At 72.8% G+C, this 16,837-nt stretch carries 14 protein-coding genes; 9 read left to right on the top strand and 5 right to left on the bottom strand.

Features of this window, described 5'->3' with window-relative positions; all coding sequences use genetic code 11:
• The first annotated feature begins 36 nt into the window (after positions 1-36).
• The gene (locus tag AB0M54_RS36255; protein WP_364321443.1) at positions 37-1,011 is read left to right on the top strand and encodes a right-handed parallel beta-helix repeat-containing protein; all 975 of its coding nucleotides are present in this window, start codon (positions 37-39) and stop codon (positions 1,009-1,011) included.
• Positions 1,012-1,074: 63 nt separating this feature from the next.
• Here the strand turns inward: AB0M54_RS36255 and AB0M54_RS36250 are convergent, their stop codons facing one another.
• Positions 1,075-1,587, bottom strand: coding sequence for a DUF3455 domain-containing protein (locus AB0M54_RS36250; RefSeq protein WP_364476348.1), 513 nt, complete (start codon positions 1,585-1,587; stop codon positions 1,075-1,077).
• A 179-nt stretch (positions 1,588-1,766) separates the two neighbouring features.
• Here AB0M54_RS36250 and AB0M54_RS36245 point away from each other — a divergent pair, with 179 nt between their 5' ends.
• The gene (locus tag AB0M54_RS36245; protein ID WP_364321449.1) at positions 1,767-2,174 is read left to right on the top strand and encodes a PLD nuclease N-terminal domain-containing protein; all 408 of its coding nucleotides are present in this window, start codon (positions 1,767-1,769) and stop codon (positions 2,172-2,174) included.
• On the opposite strand, the gene AB0M54_RS36240 is transcribed toward AB0M54_RS36245, so the two are convergent.
• Entirely contained in the window at positions 2,125-3,807 is a 1,683-nt protein-coding gene (locus tag AB0M54_RS36240) for an aminotransferase class I/II-fold pyridoxal phosphate-dependent enzyme (protein WP_364476346.1), read from the bottom strand. The genes AB0M54_RS36245 and AB0M54_RS36240 overlap by 50 nt on opposite strands.
• 89 nt (positions 3,808-3,896) lie before the next feature.
• Here AB0M54_RS36240 and AB0M54_RS36235 point away from each other — a divergent pair, with 89 nt between their 5' ends.
• The gene (locus AB0M54_RS36235; protein WP_364476344.1) at positions 3,897-4,427 is read left to right on the top strand and encodes an ABATE domain-containing protein; all 531 of its coding nucleotides are present in this window, start codon (positions 3,897-3,899) and stop codon (positions 4,425-4,427) included.
• Between the two features lie 19 nt (positions 4,428-4,446).
• Here the strand turns inward: AB0M54_RS36235 and AB0M54_RS36230 are convergent, their stop codons facing one another.
• A complete protein-coding gene (locus AB0M54_RS36230) occupies positions 4,447-5,424 on the bottom strand; it encodes a helix-turn-helix domain-containing protein (protein ID WP_364476342.1) in 978 nt (325 codons plus the stop codon).
• Between the two features lie 133 nt (positions 5,425-5,557).
• Here AB0M54_RS36230 and AB0M54_RS36225 point away from each other — a divergent pair, with 133 nt between their 5' ends.
• Entirely contained in the window at positions 5,558-9,682 is a 4,125-nt protein-coding gene (locus tag AB0M54_RS36225) for a carboxypeptidase regulatory-like domain-containing protein (protein ID WP_364476340.1), read from the top strand.
• A 55-nt stretch (positions 9,683-9,737) separates the two neighbouring features.
• On the opposite strand, the gene AB0M54_RS36220 is transcribed toward AB0M54_RS36225, so the two are convergent.
• On the bottom strand, positions 9,738-10,526 hold the full coding sequence (locus AB0M54_RS36220) for a maleylpyruvate isomerase family mycothiol-dependent enzyme (protein WP_364476338.1): 789 nt from the start codon (positions 10,524-10,526) through the stop codon (positions 9,738-9,740).
• 301 nt (positions 10,527-10,827) lie between these two features.
• Between AB0M54_RS36220 and AB0M54_RS36215 the strand changes: the two genes are divergently transcribed.
• Both AB0M54_RS36215 and AB0M54_RS36210 read left to right on the top strand, forming a co-directional pair.
• Positions 10,828-11,646 carry an MBL fold metallo-hydrolase gene (locus AB0M54_RS36215; RefSeq protein WP_364476336.1) on the top strand — a complete coding sequence of 273 codons (819 nt, stop codon included), beginning with the start codon at positions 10,828-10,830 and terminating at the stop codon, positions 11,644-11,646.
• Between the two features lie 17 nt (positions 11,647-11,663).
• The gene (locus AB0M54_RS36210) at positions 11,664-12,512 is read left to right on the top strand and encodes a S41 family peptidase (protein WP_364321470.1); all 849 of its coding nucleotides are present in this window, start codon (positions 11,664-11,666) and stop codon (positions 12,510-12,512) included.
• On the opposite strand, the gene AB0M54_RS36205 is transcribed toward AB0M54_RS36210, so the two are convergent.
• The gene (locus AB0M54_RS36205; RefSeq protein WP_364476334.1) at positions 12,502-13,263 is read right to left on the bottom strand and encodes a glucose 1-dehydrogenase; all 762 of its coding nucleotides are present in this window, start codon (positions 13,261-13,263) and stop codon (positions 12,502-12,504) included. The two genes, AB0M54_RS36210 and AB0M54_RS36205, sit on opposite strands and share 11 nt — an antisense overlap.
• Before the next feature lie 86 nt (positions 13,264-13,349).
• On the opposite strand from AB0M54_RS36205, the gene AB0M54_RS36200 reads away from it, so the two are divergent.
• From AB0M54_RS36200 to AB0M54_RS36190, 3 genes are all read left to right on the top strand, one after another.
• Entirely contained in the window at positions 13,350-14,186 is an 837-nt protein-coding gene (locus AB0M54_RS36200; RefSeq protein WP_364476332.1) for a helix-turn-helix transcriptional regulator, read from the top strand.
• Between the two features lie 258 nt (positions 14,187-14,444).
• Complete coding sequence (locus AB0M54_RS36195; RefSeq protein WP_364476330.1) at positions 14,445-15,827, top strand: hypothetical protein; 1,383 nt, start codon at positions 14,445-14,447, stop codon at positions 15,825-15,827.
• The gene (locus AB0M54_RS36190; RefSeq protein WP_364321478.1) at positions 15,824-16,804 is read left to right on the top strand and encodes a hypothetical protein; all 981 of its coding nucleotides are present in this window, start codon (positions 15,824-15,826) and stop codon (positions 16,802-16,804) included. The genes AB0M54_RS36195 and AB0M54_RS36190 overlap by 4 nt, the downstream gene beginning before the upstream one ends.
• Positions 16,805-16,837: the final 33 nt, after the last annotated feature.

The following is a 16,837-nucleotide window of genomic DNA, read 5'->3' as shown; positions in this document are numbered from 1 at the left end:
CCCGCACATTTCCCCAATGCGAAGGAGTGGTTAGTGATGTCTGGCCGTATTCAACGGCTCGCCAAGTACGCCTCCGTGGCCGCGGTGCCCGTCCTCATCGCCGCCGGCGTGGCCGGTGCCGCACACGGACAAGCCCCCGCCCAGACGCTCGGCGTGCTCGACCAGGTCGGCTGGAGCACCCAGAACGGCGGCACCACGGGCGGCGGCAGCGCCGGCAGCACGACCGTGACCAGCGCTTCGGCCCTGACCACCGCCCTCGGCTCGTCGAGCGCGGCGGTGATCCGGGTGTCCGGCACCATCTCCTGCTCGGGCATGCTGCGGGTGCGCTCGAACAAGACGATCATCGGCAACGCGGGCGCCACCATCGCCGGCTGCGGGCTGAACGTCAACGGCGACCGCAACGTCATCATCCGCAATCTGAACTTCCGCAATTGGAATGACGACGCGATCAATGTGCAGGAGTCGGCGACCAACATCTGGATCGACCACAACTCGTTCAGCAACGGTTATGACGGCGCGGTCGACATCAAGCGCGGTTCCGACTTCATCACGGTGTCGTGGAACCGGGTGTTCAGCCACGACAAGTCGATGTTGCTCGGGCACAGCGACGACAACGGCGGCCAGGATCGCGGCCACCTTCGGGTGACCTACCACCACAACTACTTCGACGGCTCCACCCAGCGCCACCCGCGCGTGCGCTTCGGCAACCCGGTGCACGTCTACAACAACTACTACCGCAGCAACAGCGGCTACGGCGTCGCCTCCACCGAAGGCGCCGGCGTCCTGGTCGAGGCCAACTCCTTCGAGGGCGTCTCCGACCCGTTCCACCTCGGCGAGGGCGACTCCGGCCCCGGCACCCTGGTGGCCCGCAACAACCTGCTGGTCAACTCGGGCAGCGGCCAGACCGGCGGCGGCGTCGCCTCGATCCCCTACTCGTACACGGCCGACGCGGCGGGCAACGTGAAGTCGCTCGTCACCGCCAACGCGGGCGCCGGGAAGATCTCGATCTGACCCCCGCGAGGAACGGCCGCCGCCCGGGCTTCCCACACCGGGCGGCGGCTCTCTGTCTACGCCCTACTTGAACATCACGTAGGTCGCGCCGTAGGGCACCGACTCGCGGTCGCCGGTGGTGCAGGGCCGGGTCGGCGCCGCGCCGCCCGAGGTGTTCAGCCGCTGGATGTACTTGACCGGGGTGAGGATGCCGTCCGGGCCGCTGTGGCTGTTGACCGTCAGCAGCAGCTCGGGGATCGTGCCCGCCTTGGGCGACTCGGCCGTCTTGGTCGCGGTGACGGTCGACCCGTCGACGTTCGACTGCCAGCTCGGGCCGGCGAAGTGGTGCAGCGGGCTCTGCTGGGCCGCGTCCACCAGGAGCGCCTCCGGCACCGAGGCGGTGCCGACGAACGTGCCGTTCGCGCAGGTGTAGGTCTGGATCCCGGTGGCGACCGCCCACTCGCCGACCTTGGTCGAGCCCGCCGGCGGGTCGATCGGCGTGGCGGCCGAGGCCGACAGGGTGACGGCCGATCCGGCGACCGCGACGGCGGCGGCGCCGATGATGCTGACGGCGCGGATGTTGCGGCGTTTCGACATGACGAGGAACTCCTTGGATGGCCGATGCTGCTCTGTCGTGGTCAGCGACGGCCCTCACGGTGCGTAGTTCAGGCGCCGGCCGGGACTTAAGGAACCCTTGAGATTCCGGTACGTAACCAGCCATCCCGCCCACGCGATAGGGACCACGAACCTGGACGTTTTCTGGGAGCATTCTGGCCATGTTCCGGCTCTATTCATTGTTCGTGCTCCTCGACCTGGCGCTGCTGGTCATCGCCCTGATCGACTGCCTGTCGGCCGACGAGCACGCGATCCGCGCCCTGCCCCGGATCGCCTGGGTCTTCATCATCCTGCTGTTCTCGCCGGTCGGCGCGATCGCCTGGTTCGTGGCCGGCCGCCCGGCCCGGGCCATCCGGATGAGCAACGGCGAGAGCTGGCGGCCCGGCTCGGGCTTCCCCGAGGCCGAGCGGCCCCGGAAGAACCAGCCGACCGCCCCCGACGACGACCCCGAGTTCCTGCGCAACCTGGCCGGCTCGCTCAAGGACGACGAGGCGATGATGAAGAAGTGGGAGGCCGACCTCAAGCGCCGCGAGGAAGAGCTGCGGAAGCGCTCCGCCGAGGAGAGCTGATCCGGCCCAGGATCGCGTCGAGCACGTCCGGCGTGGTGGCGAAGTTGATCCGGGCGTGGGTACGCCATGGGTCGCCGAAGTCCGCGCCCGGGGTGAGCTGCACCCGGCCGTCCCGCAGGATGCGGCCGGCCGGGTCGTCCTCCTCGAAGTCGACCCAGCTCAGATAGGTCGCCTCGGGCGTGTGATGGGCCAGCCCGCGCTCGGCCGCCCAGGTCGTGACCCGGTCCCGGTTGGCGCGCAGCAGCGTCATCAGGTCGCGGTGCCACTCCCCCGACTCGGTCCACGCCGCCATGGTCGCGGCCCGGCCCAGCACGTCCGGCGTCCCGAAGTAGTCCAGCGGCATCCGGTCCAGCTTCCCGGCCAGCGCGTCCGGCCCGATGTGGGCCAGGGCGCAGCGCAGCCCCGCGATGTTGAACGCCTTGGTGGCCGACGTGGCGGTCACCGTCCGCCCGGCCATCCCCGGCAGGCTCGCGAACGGGACATGGCGGTGCGGCTCGTAGACAAGGTCGGCGTGGATCTCGTCGGCCAGCACCGTCAGGTCGTACTCCTCGGCCACGTCCCGCAGCGACCTCAGCTCATCGGCGGTGAAGACGCGGCCGGTCGGGTTCTGCGGGTTCACCACGACGAGCAGCTTCGGCCGGCGCTCCGCGATCGCGCCGAGATCGAAGGTCCAGCCGGTCGGGGTGCGGATCATCGGGATCGGCACCAGCGCCCGGCCCGCGCGCCGGATCGCCGCCGGGAACGGCGGATAGGCCGGCATGTGCAGGGCGACGCCGTCACCGGGCTCCGTGGTCATCTCGATGACGACCTGCAGGATCTGGATAAGATCGCTCATCACCCGGGTACGCCCGGAGCGCGGCGCCCAGCCGAACCGCTCGCGCATCCGCTCCTCGAACACCTCGGCCACCGCCTCCTGCCGGTACGGGTAACCGAGATCCTGCCGGTCGAGGATGGCCCGCACCCGGTCGATGATCGGCGGCGCCACCCCGAGGTCCATGTCCGCCACCCACGCGGGCAGGACGTCCGGCTCGACCATCCGCCACTTCGCCCCGACGCCGTCCCGCAGCCGCTCCGGCCGGACCCAGCCGGCTCCCTCGGCCGCGATTCCCACAATGCTCCCGGCCGCGCCGGCGGCCGCGCTCCCGACCGCGCTTTCGGCCACGCCTTCGCCCGCGCTCTCGGCCACGATCAGGTCGCGCAGCACCTCCATCTGGCCGTGGTGCTGGGCCAGCTCCTCGTAGACGTGCTGGAGCGCCGCGCCCTGGGTGAGCTCGCGGTCGGGCCCGTCGAAGTCGGCCGGCGGCCGGGTCGCGAGCGGCTCGGCCGGTCTGGCGGCGAGCACGTCGGCGTGGAAGGCGGCCCGCACCTCGCGGCATCGTTCGAGCAGCGGCGCCACCGGCCCGGAGGCGGTGAACTCGGCGGCCCGGTCCCGGTCGACCGGCCGCCCGGCGACCAGGCCACCGGCCCACGCCTCGACCACCCCCAGGCAGTGGGTGAGCAGCGCGTAGGGCGAGTTGGCGCCGGGCGCTTGCGGCTTGCGGCTGGCCCGGTCGTCACCGAGGGTCGCCACGATGCCGGCCATCCCGTCCAGCGCCCGGCCGGCGAAGTAGAGGTATTCCTCGCGGGTCAGCATCGTGCGGGCTCCTCCGGTTACCGGTCAAAGGGGTAACTCGGAGTCTGACCTCTCGCCCGGTTACCCGTCAAGGCGGTAACCTGATCCGCATGTTCGTCTTCGTCAGCGGAAACGCCGCCCTCGACCTGGCCGGCACCCTGAAGTGGCGGCGCGACCACCCCGAGGAGACCCTGGCCGAGCCGGCCGACCTCGACGAGTGGCTGGTCCGCGCCGGCCTGCTGGACACGCCGCCCGGGGCGGACAGCTTCGACCTGACCATGGCGCGGCGGTTCCGCGAGATCGCGTACACGCTGGTGACCGCCCACCTCAACGGCCGCGCCCGGCCGCCCGACGCGCTGGCCTTCGCCAACCAGTGCGCCTCGGCCCCGCCGACCACCGTCTCCCTGACCCCGGCCGGGCTCCGCCGGAGCGGCCCGGCCGGCGCCGCCCTCTCCGACGTGGCCCGCTCCCTGCTCACCCTGCTGGCCGACCCGTCCGCCCCGATCAAGGAATGCGCGAAGCCGGCCTGCACCCGCCTCTACGTCGACCGCTCCCGGGGCGCACGCCGAACCTGGTGCGGCATGGGCGAATGCGGCAGCCAGGCCAAGATGGCCGCCTACCGCGCCCGCCGCCGCGACTGACCGGTGTTGCCGGGGTGTTTCAGAGCCAGCCCCGGCGGACGGCCTCCATGCCCATCTGGAAGCGGGTGCGGGCGCCGAGCTGTTCCATCAGCTCGTGGGCGTGCCGCTGGACCGTACGGACGCTCCAGCCCAGGGTGCGGGCGATGACCGCGTCGGTCGCCCCGCTGGCCAGCAGGGACATCAGCCGGTGTTCGAGCGGGCCGGACGAGGCGTGCGGACGGGGCTCGGCCCGGGTGATCGGGGTGGCCCGCTCCCACGTGGCCTCGAACAGGCCGATGGTCAGGTCGAGCAGGGAGGACTCGTGCAGGACGTACGAGATCTCCTTCTGGTGGTCGCCGGCCGAGCTGATGATGGCCGAGGTGGCGTCAGCGATGACCAGCTTGACCGGTAACCCGGCGGCGGTGCGGGCGCGCTCGCCCTTGCGGATGCCCTCGAGGATGTTGTCCATCCGGCCGGGCAGGGCCACCGACTCGGCGTCGTAGACCACCCGGTAGCCGACCTGGCCGGCCGCCAGGTGTTGCCGCTCCTCCAGGTTGGGGCCCTCGTCGCCGTGTTCGCCGGGCGGGACGAAGTAGGGCGGCTTGTCGAACGACCGCACCTCGAGCCGGGCCGCCCGCTGGATCCGCACGAACGCCCGGTAGATCTTCGACGCGCCCTCGATCACCTCGACGTTGCGGACCCGCTGCCGCGCCGCCTGGCCGGCCTGGAACGCCTCATCGAGCCGGTGCAGGTGTTGCTGGAGCCGGCCGAGCTCATGTTCCCGCTTGGCGATCAGCACCGAGCCGGCCAGCGACGGCGCCACGGCGACGTACCGGACCGGCCGGCCGGGTGTGCGGGTGACCAGGCCGCGGCCGACCAGACCGGCGAGCGCGCTGGTCACCCGGCCCGGACCCAGCTGGGTTCGCGCCGCGAGCGCCGCCACCGTAGCCTGCCCGGGCGGGATCAGCGCCTCGTACACCCGGGCCTCGACCTCGGGAATCCCGACCGTCTCCCACATGGCTCCGCCTGTCGTATTCATGCCACCTGTCACAAAGACGCATCGACCACCGTCTTGTTCATCGTGGCACAACTATGTCAGCGTCACTCCACATCGCCTGGTCGGATGGGGAGAGTCGGATGGGGAGAGATCGATGAAGTCGTGGCTACGCGTCCTGCTCGCCGCCGCCCTGGTGGCGGTCCCGCTCTCGCTTCCCGGCCCGGCCACGGCGGCCGAGGTGCCGACCGGCTGCAACCGGGACCAGGCCATCGGCACGGACGGCATCCCGGTCGCCCGATGCTTCTCGGTCGCCCTCCGGAGCCCGCAACGCAAGGCCGCCGCCGGTCCGCTGCCGACCGCGCTGGGCCCGGCCGAGATCCGGTCGGCCTACCAGTTGCCCGACGCCGGCGAGGGGCAGACGGTCGCGATCGTCGACGCGTACGGCTATGACAACGCCGAGGCCGACCTGGCCGTCTGGCGCGCGCACTACGGCCTGCCGCCCTGCACCACCGGCAACGGCTGCTTCCGCAAGATCGACCAGCGTGGCGGCGCCGACTACCCGGAGCAGGACGAGGGCTGGGCGATGGAGACCGCGCTCGACCTGGACGCGGTCTCGGCCGCCTGCCCCCGGTGCGACATCCTGCTGGTGCAGGGCGACACGGCGAGCATGGCCGACCTGGGCGAGGCGGTGACGACCGCGGCCGGGCTCGGTGTCACGGCGATCTCCAACTCGTACGGGATCAACGGGGAGCACCCGCTCGCGCAGCAGTTCGACCAGTACTACGACCACCCGGGGATCGCGGTCACGGTGTCCAGCGGTGACGACGGCAACGTGCACAGCTACCCGGCGACCAGCCCGCACGTGACCGGCATCGGCGGCACCCACCTGGCCCGGGACGGCTCGGCCCGCGGCTGGTCCGAGGTCGCCTGGGACGACGCCGGGTCGGGCTGCTCGTACTACGAGCCGAAGCCGGCCTTCCAGAACGGCGTCGCGACCGCCTGCGGCAACCGCGCGTCGGCCGACATCTCGGCGGTGGCCGACCCCGCGTCCGGTCTCTCGGTCTACGGCACGTTCGGCCTGGACGGCTGGGCCCAGGTGGGCGGCACGTCGTTGTCCGCGCCGCTGGTCGCCGCCATGTACGCGCTGGCCGGCAAGCCGACGCCGGGCACCTACCCCAACGCCTACCCGTACGCGACCCGCCGGGGCCTGTTCGACATCACCCAGGGCGTCAACGGCTCGTGCGGCGACGTGCTGTGCGAGGCCGGCCCCGGCTGGGACGGGCCGACCGGGCTGGGCACGCCGCAGGGCGTGTCGGCGCTGACGCTGGGCGAGAACGGCGAGATCCTCGGCACGGTCACCGCGGGCGGGGCTCCGCTGGCCGGCGCCACGGTCACGGCGAGCGACACGAACGGCAGGAAATTCACCGCGACCACGGGTACGGACGGCAGGTACGACTTGTACGCGACGGTCGGCACCTACACCGTGGCGGTGACCAAGTTCGGCTACCAGTCGCGCACTGTGGACGGTGTTGTGGTCACCGCCGGTGGCCGGGTCACCCAGGACATCACGCTCAGCACGACCGACTCCCGCACGGTCAGTGGCAAGGTCGTCGACGGCTCGGGCCAGGGCTGGCCGATGCGCGCCAAGATCACCATCGACGGCTACCCCGGCGGCGCGGTCCACTCCGACCCGTTCACCGGCCAGTACTCGGTCGACCTGCCGGTCGGCGCCGACTACACCTTCCACGTCGAAGCCGCCGACCTGCCCGGCTATCGCGTGGCGACGGCCAAGCTCACCGTCGGGACGGCGAACGTCAAGCAGAACCTGGCCATCCCGGTCGACACGGACGCGTGCGACGCGCCCGGCTACGCGTACCAGAACACGGGTCTGACCCAGAACTTCACCGGCTGGACGGAGAAGACGCCGCAGGCCGGCTGGACTGTTACCGACCAGATCGGTAACGGGCAGACCTGGTCCTTCGGCGCGCCGCGCTACGCCGACACCCCCGGCGCCGACGGCCAGCTGGCGATGGTCGACTCGGACGGCTACGGCGAGGGCGGCGTGCAGGACACCACGCTGGTCAGCCCGGTCGTCGACCTGACCGGCCACACGTCGCCGCAGATCAGCTTCGACGGCAGCTACATCCCGTTCCCCGACCAGGCCGGGTCGGTCGACCTGAGCCTCGACGGCGGCGCGACCTGGCCGGCCTCCTACCCGATGCCGGGCGGGCTGCGGCACTTCGAGTTCCCGATCGCCGCGGCCGCCGGCCAGCCGCGGGTGCGGGCGCGGTTCCACTTCACCGGCGGCTGGAGCCGGCGCTGGCAGCTGGACAACGTGCTGATCGGCAGCCGGGCCTGCGCGCCGGCCACCGGCGGCATCGTGGCCGGGCACGTCACCGACGACAACACGGGCAAGCCGCTGGCCGGCGCGGTGGTCACCAGCGACGCCGACGCGACCGCCTTCGGTGTCACCGACGGCGACGGCTACTACTGGCTGCACAGCCCGTCCGTCGGGTCGACGCCACTGACCGTGACTGGCGGTTTCTACACCACCGCCAAAACCAAGGCTCAGGTACGCCAGGGAGCGGTCAAGCGGGCCGACGTGCGGCTGACCGCCGGGCGGCTGACGATCGATCGCGGCGCCCTGGCGTACGAGAAGAAGCTGGGTCAAGCCGGCAGCGAACCGCTCACCTTCACCAACAACGGCGCCGACCCGGTCAAGGTGCACCTCGGCGAGGACACCGGCGGCTTCACGCCGCTGGCCGGCGTCCGCTCGACCGCCGGCGCGCCCGACCAGGTGACGGCGACCTGGGTGAGCATGGCCGAGGCGGCCGGTCCCACGTCGACCCCGCCACGCCAGGCCACCCCGTCGACCGTGCCCTGGGCCGACCTCGCCGACTACCCCGTGCCGGTGATGGACAACCTGGCCGCCACCCACGGCGGCAAGGTCTACTCGGTCGGCGGGACCAGCGGAAACACGCCCTACCAGGCCGGGTACGTCTATGACCCGGCCGCCGCGACCTGGTCCCCGATCGCCGACCTGCCGGCCGCGGTCACCGCTCCGGTCGGCGGCTTCATCGGGACCAAGCTCTACCTGGCCGGCGGCTGGTCCGGCGGCGGGGCCAGCCGGCACACCTACGTCTACGACCCGGTTTCCAACAAATGGGGTGAGAAGGCCCCCCTGCCCAGCGGGGCCGCGGCCGCCGGCGGCGCGGTCGTGGACGGCAAGCTCTACCTGGTCGGCGGCTGCACGACCAGCAACCCCTGCAACCAGACCGACAAGGTGTACGTGTACGACCCGGCCGCCGACACCTGGCGCACCGCCCCGGCGTACCCGTCGGTGGCCTCGTTCCTGGCCTGCGGCGGACCCCAGGGCGAGCTGGTCTGCGCCGGAGGCACGGCGGGTCCGGGCCGGGCGCTCAAGGACACCTACGCCCTCGGCGCGACCGGCTGGACCAAGCGGGCGGCGCTGCCCGGCGACCTCTGGGGCGGGGCGGCCACCACGGCCAACGGTCACCTGCAGATTGTCGGCGGCGTGGTGGCCAACGGCACCGCGCTCAGCAACCAGGCCGTCGAGTACGACGCGGCCGTCGACGCCTGGACCCGCCTGCCCAACGCCAACAACGCCACCTACCGGGGCGCCGCGGCCTGCGGCCTCTACACGGTCGGCGGCTCGGCCGGCGGGTTCTTCTCCACCTGGTGGGTGCAGAACCTGAGCGGGTACGGCGACTGCGGCCAGGACGTGTCGTGGCTCTCGCTCTCGACGTCGGACTTCACCGTCGCCCCCGGGCGCAGCGTGACGGTCCGGGTCACCGCCGACTCGTCGGTGCTGCCCCAGCTGGGCACCTACCGGGCGCGGCTGACCGTCTCGACGGACACGCCGTACCGGGACCTCGCCCCCGTGGCGGTCGCCCTGACCACAACACCGCCGGCCTCGTGGGGAGAGCTGTCCGGCGTGGTGCGTTCCCGCGACGGTGCGGCCATCGGGGGCGCGACGGTCGCGCTGTGCCCCGGGTACGACACGACGACCGGCGAGTGCGGTCCGACGTCGTACACCCTGAAGACCGACACGGCCGGCGCCTGGCACCTGTGGCTGGACAGCACGTCCAACCCGGTGCAGGTGATCGCCGCGAAGGACGGATACACCCCGGCGACCCGTGTCGCCCAGGTCCGGAAGGGCGAGACGACCACCGTCGACCTCGCCCTGGCCGCCGACCCCGCCGTCACCGCGGCGAAGGCCGGCGCCTTCCTGACCGGCACCCTCCACCGGAGGCGGTAGGGGGACCTCCGGATCGAACGGCCGGGCACCCTTGATCGCCGGGGCGCCCGGCCGTTCAGCCGGCGACGTGGGCGGTGTTGTCGACCCAGTGCTGGGCCAGGCCGGCGTCGCCGCTGACGCTGATGCCTTCGCCTCCGCTCAGCGGGACCCGCCGGGTCAAGGTCAGCAGCAGCGATCGGGCCGGGCCGGTCACCGTCACATCGGCCGGCCGGCTTCCGGACTGCAACACCGCTCCCTCCGGCTGCCGTTCGACGAACCAGGCATCCGCGGTGTCGGTGGCCAGCAACCGCAAGGTCTGCCCGGTGCCCCGGATGGCATGGGCCGACGCGGGCCGCGCCATCTCCCAGGTCGGGGAGGTGAGCATCGCGAGATGGTTGCTGATCAGCGCGGCGGCGACGCCGGCGTCGACCTCGACCGGCCGGCCCGCCGCCGCGTCCGCGTCGAAGCCGTGGATGACCGTCTCGTTGAGAACGCTGGACAGCCAGAACCGCCCTCCCGTCCGCCCGTCGGCCGCGGCGTTGAACACCGGCGCTTCCAGGGCGTCATCGGAGAAGGCGCTCACCACCCGCTGTGCCGACTCCGCCAGCCAGGCCGGCCACGCATCGGGGTCCTCGGGGAGCACGGCCATCTCGGTGGGCAACCGGCTGGGGTCGACGATGCGCCGCTCGACGATCTCCGCGACCCAGTTCTCGGTCTGCCCCACATGCGCGACCAGATCGGCGACGGTCCATTCCGGAGTCGTCGGCACGGCGGCGCCGGGGCCGGCCGCGGCGGCCGATTCCGCCAGCCGCCGGGTGTGTTTCACGATCGCCTGCCGGGCCAGTTCCACGTTCAGCTCACTCATGGGACCTGACCCTTCCACAGGTTCGTCCGGCCACGACTGATCGGCGCGGACCTGGTAGCGGCACTTCAAAGCCGAAGTCTTGGCCGCTTTGGGCGACGTGCAGCTGATGCTGGGCCGTCCCGCCGACGCAAGCGACAGTCTGCGGTCAGCGCCGGCTCTCTTCGACGAGATGAATCATCCTGACGCGTCGCGGACGGCCGAGAAGGTGAGCAGCATCCGACCGCGTCGTTCTTGACAGAGACCTCGCGCTCCCTAAAGTGGTTGCAGAACGCAACCGCTATGGGGGATGAGGGATGGGCCGATGCTGAGGCAGGTCGCGGAGGGTGTGCTCGTCCACCAGAGCGAGTTTCTCCAGAGCAACACCATTGTCGTGCGGGGCCTCGACGGCGTGTTGCTCATCGACCCCGGGCTGCAGGACCACGAGATGGCCTGCCTCGCGGACGACCTGTCCCGGGCCGGCCAGACCGTGGTGGCCGGGTTCTCCACGCATCCGCACTGGGACCACCTGCTCTGGCACGTCCGGCTCGGGACGGCCCCTCGTTACGGCACCGAGCGTTGCGCGGCGACCGTCCGCGAGGAGCTGTCCCACCCGGACGCGAAGGCCGACATCACCGCCCACCTGGAACCGACCGGCATCGCCGAGCAGGTCTCGCTGGACCTGTACGGGCTGATCACCGGCCTGCCCGCCGGCACGGAGCGGATCCCGTGGGACGGGCCCCGGGCACGGATCATCGAGCACCAGGCGCATTCACCGGGCCATGCGGCGGTGCTCGTCGAAGGGGTGCTCATCGCCGGCGACATGCTCTCCGACGTGTTGATCCCGATGCTCGACCTGAACGGGACCGCCGACCCGGTCGACGACTACCTCGTCGCGCTGCGCCTGCTGGAGGGCGTGGCGGGTGACGTCGAGATCGTCGTGCCGGGTCACGGCTCGGTCGGCGGAGCCGATGAGCTGCACGCGCGGATCGAGCGGGACCGGGCCTACGTGCTCGCCCTGCGCGACGGCCGGGTTCCCGACGACCCGCGGATCGGCCCGTCGGCCAAGCCCGGCTGGGAGTGGGTCAGCGACGTGCACGACGGGCAGGCCGAGCGCCTGGCCGGACAGAACCAGGCGCGGTGAACCACTACCGTTGAGCGGTGACGTTGGGAGAGCTCGTCGAGCGGGTGGCCGGGTGGCTGGAACGGCTGATGCCGGCCGACGATCGGCGGGATCAGCTCGTTCTGGAGCTGCAGCAGCGGTTCGGGGCCGATCCGACCGAGGTGACGGCGGCCGCCTGCCGCGAGGTGGAGCGTGTCGCCTGGGCGTACAGCCGGCATCTGCTCCTGGTCTTCGAACCCGACGGGACGGATCCCGCGGACGAGGTGAGTAAGGGGTGGCCGCCGCCGGACGGCGAGGACATCAAGCGGCGCGCCGGTGGGGTCGGCGAGGTGCGGCGGCTGGCTGGCGGGACCGCGCTGATCCGGGTCGACGCGCTCGACGCGGTGGGACCGGCGCGGCCGTTCGTGGAGGCGGCCGTCACGTTGGCCGGTGGCGCCGAGCGGATCGTTCTTGATCTGCGCGGGAACGGTGGCGGTGATCCGGCGACGCTGGCGCTGATCGCGGGGCGGCTGCTGGGCGACGAGGCCACGAAGCTGTCCGAGGTGGTCTACCGGGATCGGCGGCGGCAGTGGTGGACGCCGGATCTGGCGCCGGGGACCGCCCTCACCCAGCCGGTCGCCGTGCTGGTGGGTGAGGGGACGTTCTCGTCGGGGGAAGCGCTCGCCTATCACCTTCAGGCGCGCGGGCGGGTCACCGTGGTGGGAACGCGGACGCCGGGGGCGGCCGACCACATCACCCCGATTCGGCTGGGGCCGAGCGTGCTCGGGCTGCTGCCGGAGGCGTACGTGGTCGACTCGCACACCGGGACCAACTGGGAAGGCCGCGGCGTCGTGCCCGACGTCTCCTGCCCGGCCGACGAAGCTCTCGCCGCCGCCCTCAGGCTCTAGCACCTCCGTCGACGCGCAGGACCGTGCCGGTGACGAAGGAGGCGCGGTCGCTGAGCAGCCACGCCGCCGCCTCGGCGATCTCGGACGGGTCGGCGCCCCGGCCCATCGGTGTGGCCGCGACGATGCGTTCCTGGAGGCCGGGCGACTGCTGCTCCCAGGCGCGCATCATCTCGGTCCGGGTGTTGCCGGGGGCGATGGCGTTCACCCGGATGTTCTCCGGGCCGTAGGTGACCGCCGCCGATTCGGTCAGGCTGTTCACGGCGCGCTTCATCGCCCCGTACACCGGGAGGGCGGGGTTGCCCATCAGGCTGCCGACGCTGGAGTTGTTCACGATCGCGCCGGCGCCGGCGGTGGCCCGGATGGCGGCCACCTCGGCGACCATCGACAGCCAGACGCCGCGCAGGTTGATGCGGTAGAGGCGGTCGAACTCGTCCTCGGTCATGTCGTCCAGCGGGCCGGGGCTCTGGTTGGTGGCGCCGTTGTTGAAGGCCACGTCCAGCCGGCCATGCCGATCAACGGCGAGATCCACGGCCGCTCGTACGCTCGCCGCGTCGCCCAGATCGCACACCACGTGGCCCGCCGTCCCGCCCGAGTCCCGGATCTCCTTCGCGACCGCCTCCAGCTCGTCCGCGCTCCGGGCGGCCAGCACCACCGTGGCGCCCTCGCGGGCGAACAGCCGGGCGGCGGCGGCGCCGATCCCCCGGCCCGCGCCGGAGATGAAAGCGACTTTTCCTGCCAGCAGAGGTTCCATGACCCGAGCCTGCGTCCGGCCCGGGTGCCGGAGCCAGGTACCGGAGATACCTGGCTGGGCGACCATCACGGGGGCACACTCGGGGCGTGGACAGGCGTGAGCTGGCCCAGTTCCTGCGCAGCCGGCGTGAGCGGATCGCCCCGGCCGACGTCGGGCTGCCCGCGGGACCGCGCCGCCGGACCCCGGGGCTGCGCCGCGAGGAGGTGGCGCAGCTCGCGTACATCTCGACCGAGTACTACACCCGGCTGGAGCAGGCCCGCGGGCCCCATCCGTCGCGGGAGGTGCTGGCCGGGCTGACCCGGGCGCTGCGCCTGGACGACGCCGAACGCGACCACCTGCACACGCTGGCCGGAATGCCGGCCGCGCCGCCGCCCGGTCCGCCCCGCGAGGTCCGCCGGAGCCTGCTCGACCTGCTGCGCCGCCTCCCGCAGGCGGCCGCCATCGTCACCTCGGCCACCCTCGAGGTGATCGCCTGGAACGACCTGGCCGCCGCGCTGATGATCGACTTCTCGGCGGTGCCGCGGCGCGAGCGCAACCTGGTGTGGCGTGCCTTCCTGGGACCGCACCTGTTCGGGGTGTCCGACCTCGACGCGTTCCGGGGGCACGCCGCGCTCAAGCTCCGGGCCGCGGCCGCCCGCTACCCGGGCGATCCCGAGGTCGCCGACCTGGTCGCCGGCCTGCTCGCGGGCAGCCCGGAGTTCGCGGCCCTCTGGAACGCCCACGACGTCACGGCCGGGCCGGCGATGGTCAAGACGTTCGACCATCCGCAGGTCGGGCCGGTCACGGTCAACTGCGACCAGCTCGACATCACCGACCGCGACCAGAACGTGGTGATCTACACGGCCGAGCCGGGTTCGCCGGCCGAGGCGACGCTGCGTCTGCTGTCGGTCATCGGGACTCAACGGATGGACGTTCCCCGGTAAGCTGCCGCCTCGACGTTGGGGGGCGGTCGATGGCTGGGACGGGAGATGCCGCGCGGCGGGGGCGCCGGGAGGCCACGATGGACGCCGCGCTGCCCGAACATCGGGTCGCCTTCGCGTCGCGGTTGCGTGATCTGCGGCGGGACTGCGGGCAACCGACCTACCGCACGATGAGCGAGCTCGCGCACTGCAGTCTGGCCTCGCTCTCGGGGGCGGCCGCGGGCCGTCGTCTGCCGACCTGGGAGACCACGCGGGGGGTACGTGATCGCGTGCCTCCGCCACGCCGGACGGCCGGACGATGTCGACGCCGTCCTTCCGCAGTGGCGCCGCCTGTGGGAGGACGCCTCGCTGCGGGAGAAGGCGCTGCGCGTCCCGGCCCCGGCGGCCGCTCCCCCGCCGCCGGTCCAGCGCCGGCACCGGGCCTGGTGGCCGGCCGCCGTGCTGGTCGTGGTGGCCCTGCTGGTGACCATGGCCGGGGCGAGCGCCCGGCCGCCCGCGCCGGCCCCGATGGCCGGGCTGTTCAACATCCTGGTGATGCCGTCGGCGTCGCTGCCGGCGCTGGAGAACACGCTCTCCCGGGAGTTGGAGCAGTGGGCGCGCGACGAGCCGATCGTCGCCGTACGCGGGCCCGACGGGGTTGATCCGGCCCCGTCCGCGGCGCTGGTGGACGTGGGCCGGAAGCATGGCGCCGACGTGGTCCTCAGCGGACGGCTGACCGAGGCGGGCGACCTGTGGACGATGACGATCGACGTGGTGCTGACCGAGCGGGTGTTCAGCGAGACGCCCGAGTTCGTCGGCCGCCACGAGATCAGCCTGACCGAGCCGGCCGACGTGATCGGCGGCAACGTCGAGGTCAACCGGCAGCTGGCCGGCGACGCGGTGCGCTACGTGCAGTCGGTGGTGGCGTTCGTGCGGGGGCTGGGCCGGTACGCGCTCGACGACTATCCCGGGGCCGAGCGTGACTTCCGGACGGCCGACCGGATCCGGTCCGGGATCACCGACACCGTCCGGGCCGAGGTCGTGCTGCTGATGCTCGGCAACGCGGTGGGCCGGGCCGGGCGCTACGGCGAGGCGGCGACGATCTTCCGGCGGGCACTGGCCGAGCAGCCCGGGTACGCGCGGGCCACGGTCGGGCTGGCCGAGGCGTTGCGGGCGGGCTTCCACTCCGACCCGGCCGACCTCCGGCAGGCGATGGACCTGTACCGGGCGGCGCTCGGCCACCCGGGGAACGCGCTGCTGGAGATGAAGGCGCGGCTCGGGCTCGGGCTGACCTACCAGCGCCTCAGCATCGCCGGGCCGCCACGCTGGGCCGAGGCGGACGCCGAGTTCGGGGCGGTGCTGCGGGCGTACCGCGCATCGGCCGGGCTGTCGCCGGAGGCCGGGCGGCAGTCGATGCGGCTGGCGGCGGAGGCACGGGCCGGCCAGGCGCTGTCGGCGTGGATGGCCGGGCGGAACGCGGAGGCGGCGATCGGGTACGAGGAGGCGCTCGGCCTGCTGAGCCGGATCGGGGTCGACCGGCCCACGATCCGGGAGCGTGAGCTGCTGTTCCTGCGGAATCTGGGTGACGTCTACCGGGCCATGCGGGCGACCGGCCGGGCCGAGGAGATCGACGCCCGGATCCGGCGCGCCGGGGGTGAGCCGTGATCCGGCGGCGGTTCCTGTGGGCGGCGCCGGTGGTTGCCCTGGTGGCCGGCTTCGTCGTCCGGGCCGGTGGCGCCGGGACGGCCGCCGCGCCGGTGCCGCCACCGGCCGCGACCTCGGCCGGGCCGGACGCGTCACTGTCGCCCGTGGCGTCGCCCTCGGTGTCACCGGCCACGACCTCGCCGCCGCCGCGACGTCCGATCGATCGGCGGGCCGGGCCACAGCCCGGGGTGCGGCCGGGCTCGCCCACCCCCTCGTCGTCAACGGCGCCCGCGCCCGGGCCTTCGCCGTCCGCCGGGGGCACGCCGTCGCTGGACGACCTGCTGGAACGCCACGATCCGGTCCCGCCGGGCGTCGCCGAGCAGATCAGCATCTTCTCCGGCGGCGGCACGGACTGCCAGGGGATCCTGCCCGAGCCGCTGAGCGTGGGCGTGACCGACGTCCGTACCGTGCCCGGCGTACCCGTCATCTGTGTCAATGGTTTCGGCGACGCCGACCTGACCGTGACCGTCACCACGCCTTCCGGCCGCCGCAAGGTCATCACCCGCGCGGGCACGGCCGAGGGTGGCGACTCGATCCCCTACCCGCTCGGGCCCGGCAGCGAGACCGGCAAGTACCTGGTGCGCGTCGACCAGAACAAGGAGACCGCGGCCACCGAGTTCAAGGTGGAGCGGGCGACCACGCCGACGCTGTGGATCACCCCCGAGCATGTGGCCAAGGGCGAGGGCGTCGACGTCCTGCTGGGCGGCTTCCCGGCGGCCGGCCCGGTCAGCCTGCACCTCTACGTCTGCGGCCGGCAGCTCCGGTACCGCACCACGCTGACCGCCGCGGTCGATGCCACCGGCCAGGCCCGCGTGACGCTCCCCACCAGCACACGCACCCCGGACAACTGCTACGTGCTGATCAACCCGCTGGTGTACGACCCGCTCGCGCCGCGGGTCGGCAGCCTCCCGCCGCACCTGATGTTCTGGGTCGACTGAAAGACTCGAGCCGGCGTGCGGGCGGACCCGCAC

Origin of the sequence: Actinoplanes sp. NPDC051470, from assembly GCF_040682035.1 — a bacterium.
Classification (GTDB): Bacteria; Actinomycetota; Actinomycetes; order Mycobacteriales; family Micromonosporaceae; genus Actinoplanes.
The sequence above is the reverse complement of the archived record's forward strand: the minus strand, read 5'-3'. Positions and strand labels throughout refer to the sequence as shown.

Coding starts and splice junctions, on each gene's coding strand:
- AB0M54_RS36205 (WP_364476334.1), bottom strand. CDS start 13,263: ATGGAACCTCTGCTGGCAGGAAAAGTCGCTTTCATCTCCGGCGCGGGC.
- AB0M54_RS36255 (WP_364321443.1), top strand. CDS start 37: ATGTCTGGCCGTATTCAACGGCTCGCCAAGTACGCCTCCGTGGCCGCG.
- AB0M54_RS36230 (WP_364476342.1), bottom strand. CDS start 5,424: ATGTGGGAGACGGTCGGGATTCCCGAGGTCGAGGCCCGGGTGTACGAG.
- AB0M54_RS36250 (WP_364476348.1), bottom strand. CDS start 1,587: ATGTCGAAACGCCGCAACATCCGCGCCGTCAGCATCATCGGCGCCGCC.
- AB0M54_RS36240 (WP_364476346.1), bottom strand. CDS start 3,807: ATGCTGACCCGCGAGGAATACCTCTACTTCGCCGGCCGGGCGCTGGAC.
- AB0M54_RS36235 (WP_364476344.1), top strand. CDS start 3,897: ATGTTCGTCTTCGTCAGCGGAAACGCCGCCCTCGACCTGGCCGGCACC.
- AB0M54_RS36215 (WP_364476336.1), top strand. CDS start 10,828: ATGCTGAGGCAGGTCGCGGAGGGTGTGCTCGTCCACCAGAGCGAGTTT.
- AB0M54_RS36225 (WP_364476340.1), top strand. CDS start 5,558: ATGAAGTCGTGGCTACGCGTCCTGCTCGCCGCCGCCCTGGTGGCGGTC.
- AB0M54_RS36245 (WP_364321449.1), top strand. CDS start 1,767: ATGTTCCGGCTCTATTCATTGTTCGTGCTCCTCGACCTGGCGCTGCTG.
- AB0M54_RS36220 (WP_364476338.1), bottom strand. CDS start 10,526: ATGAGTGAGCTGAACGTGGAACTGGCCCGGCAGGCGATCGTGAAACAC.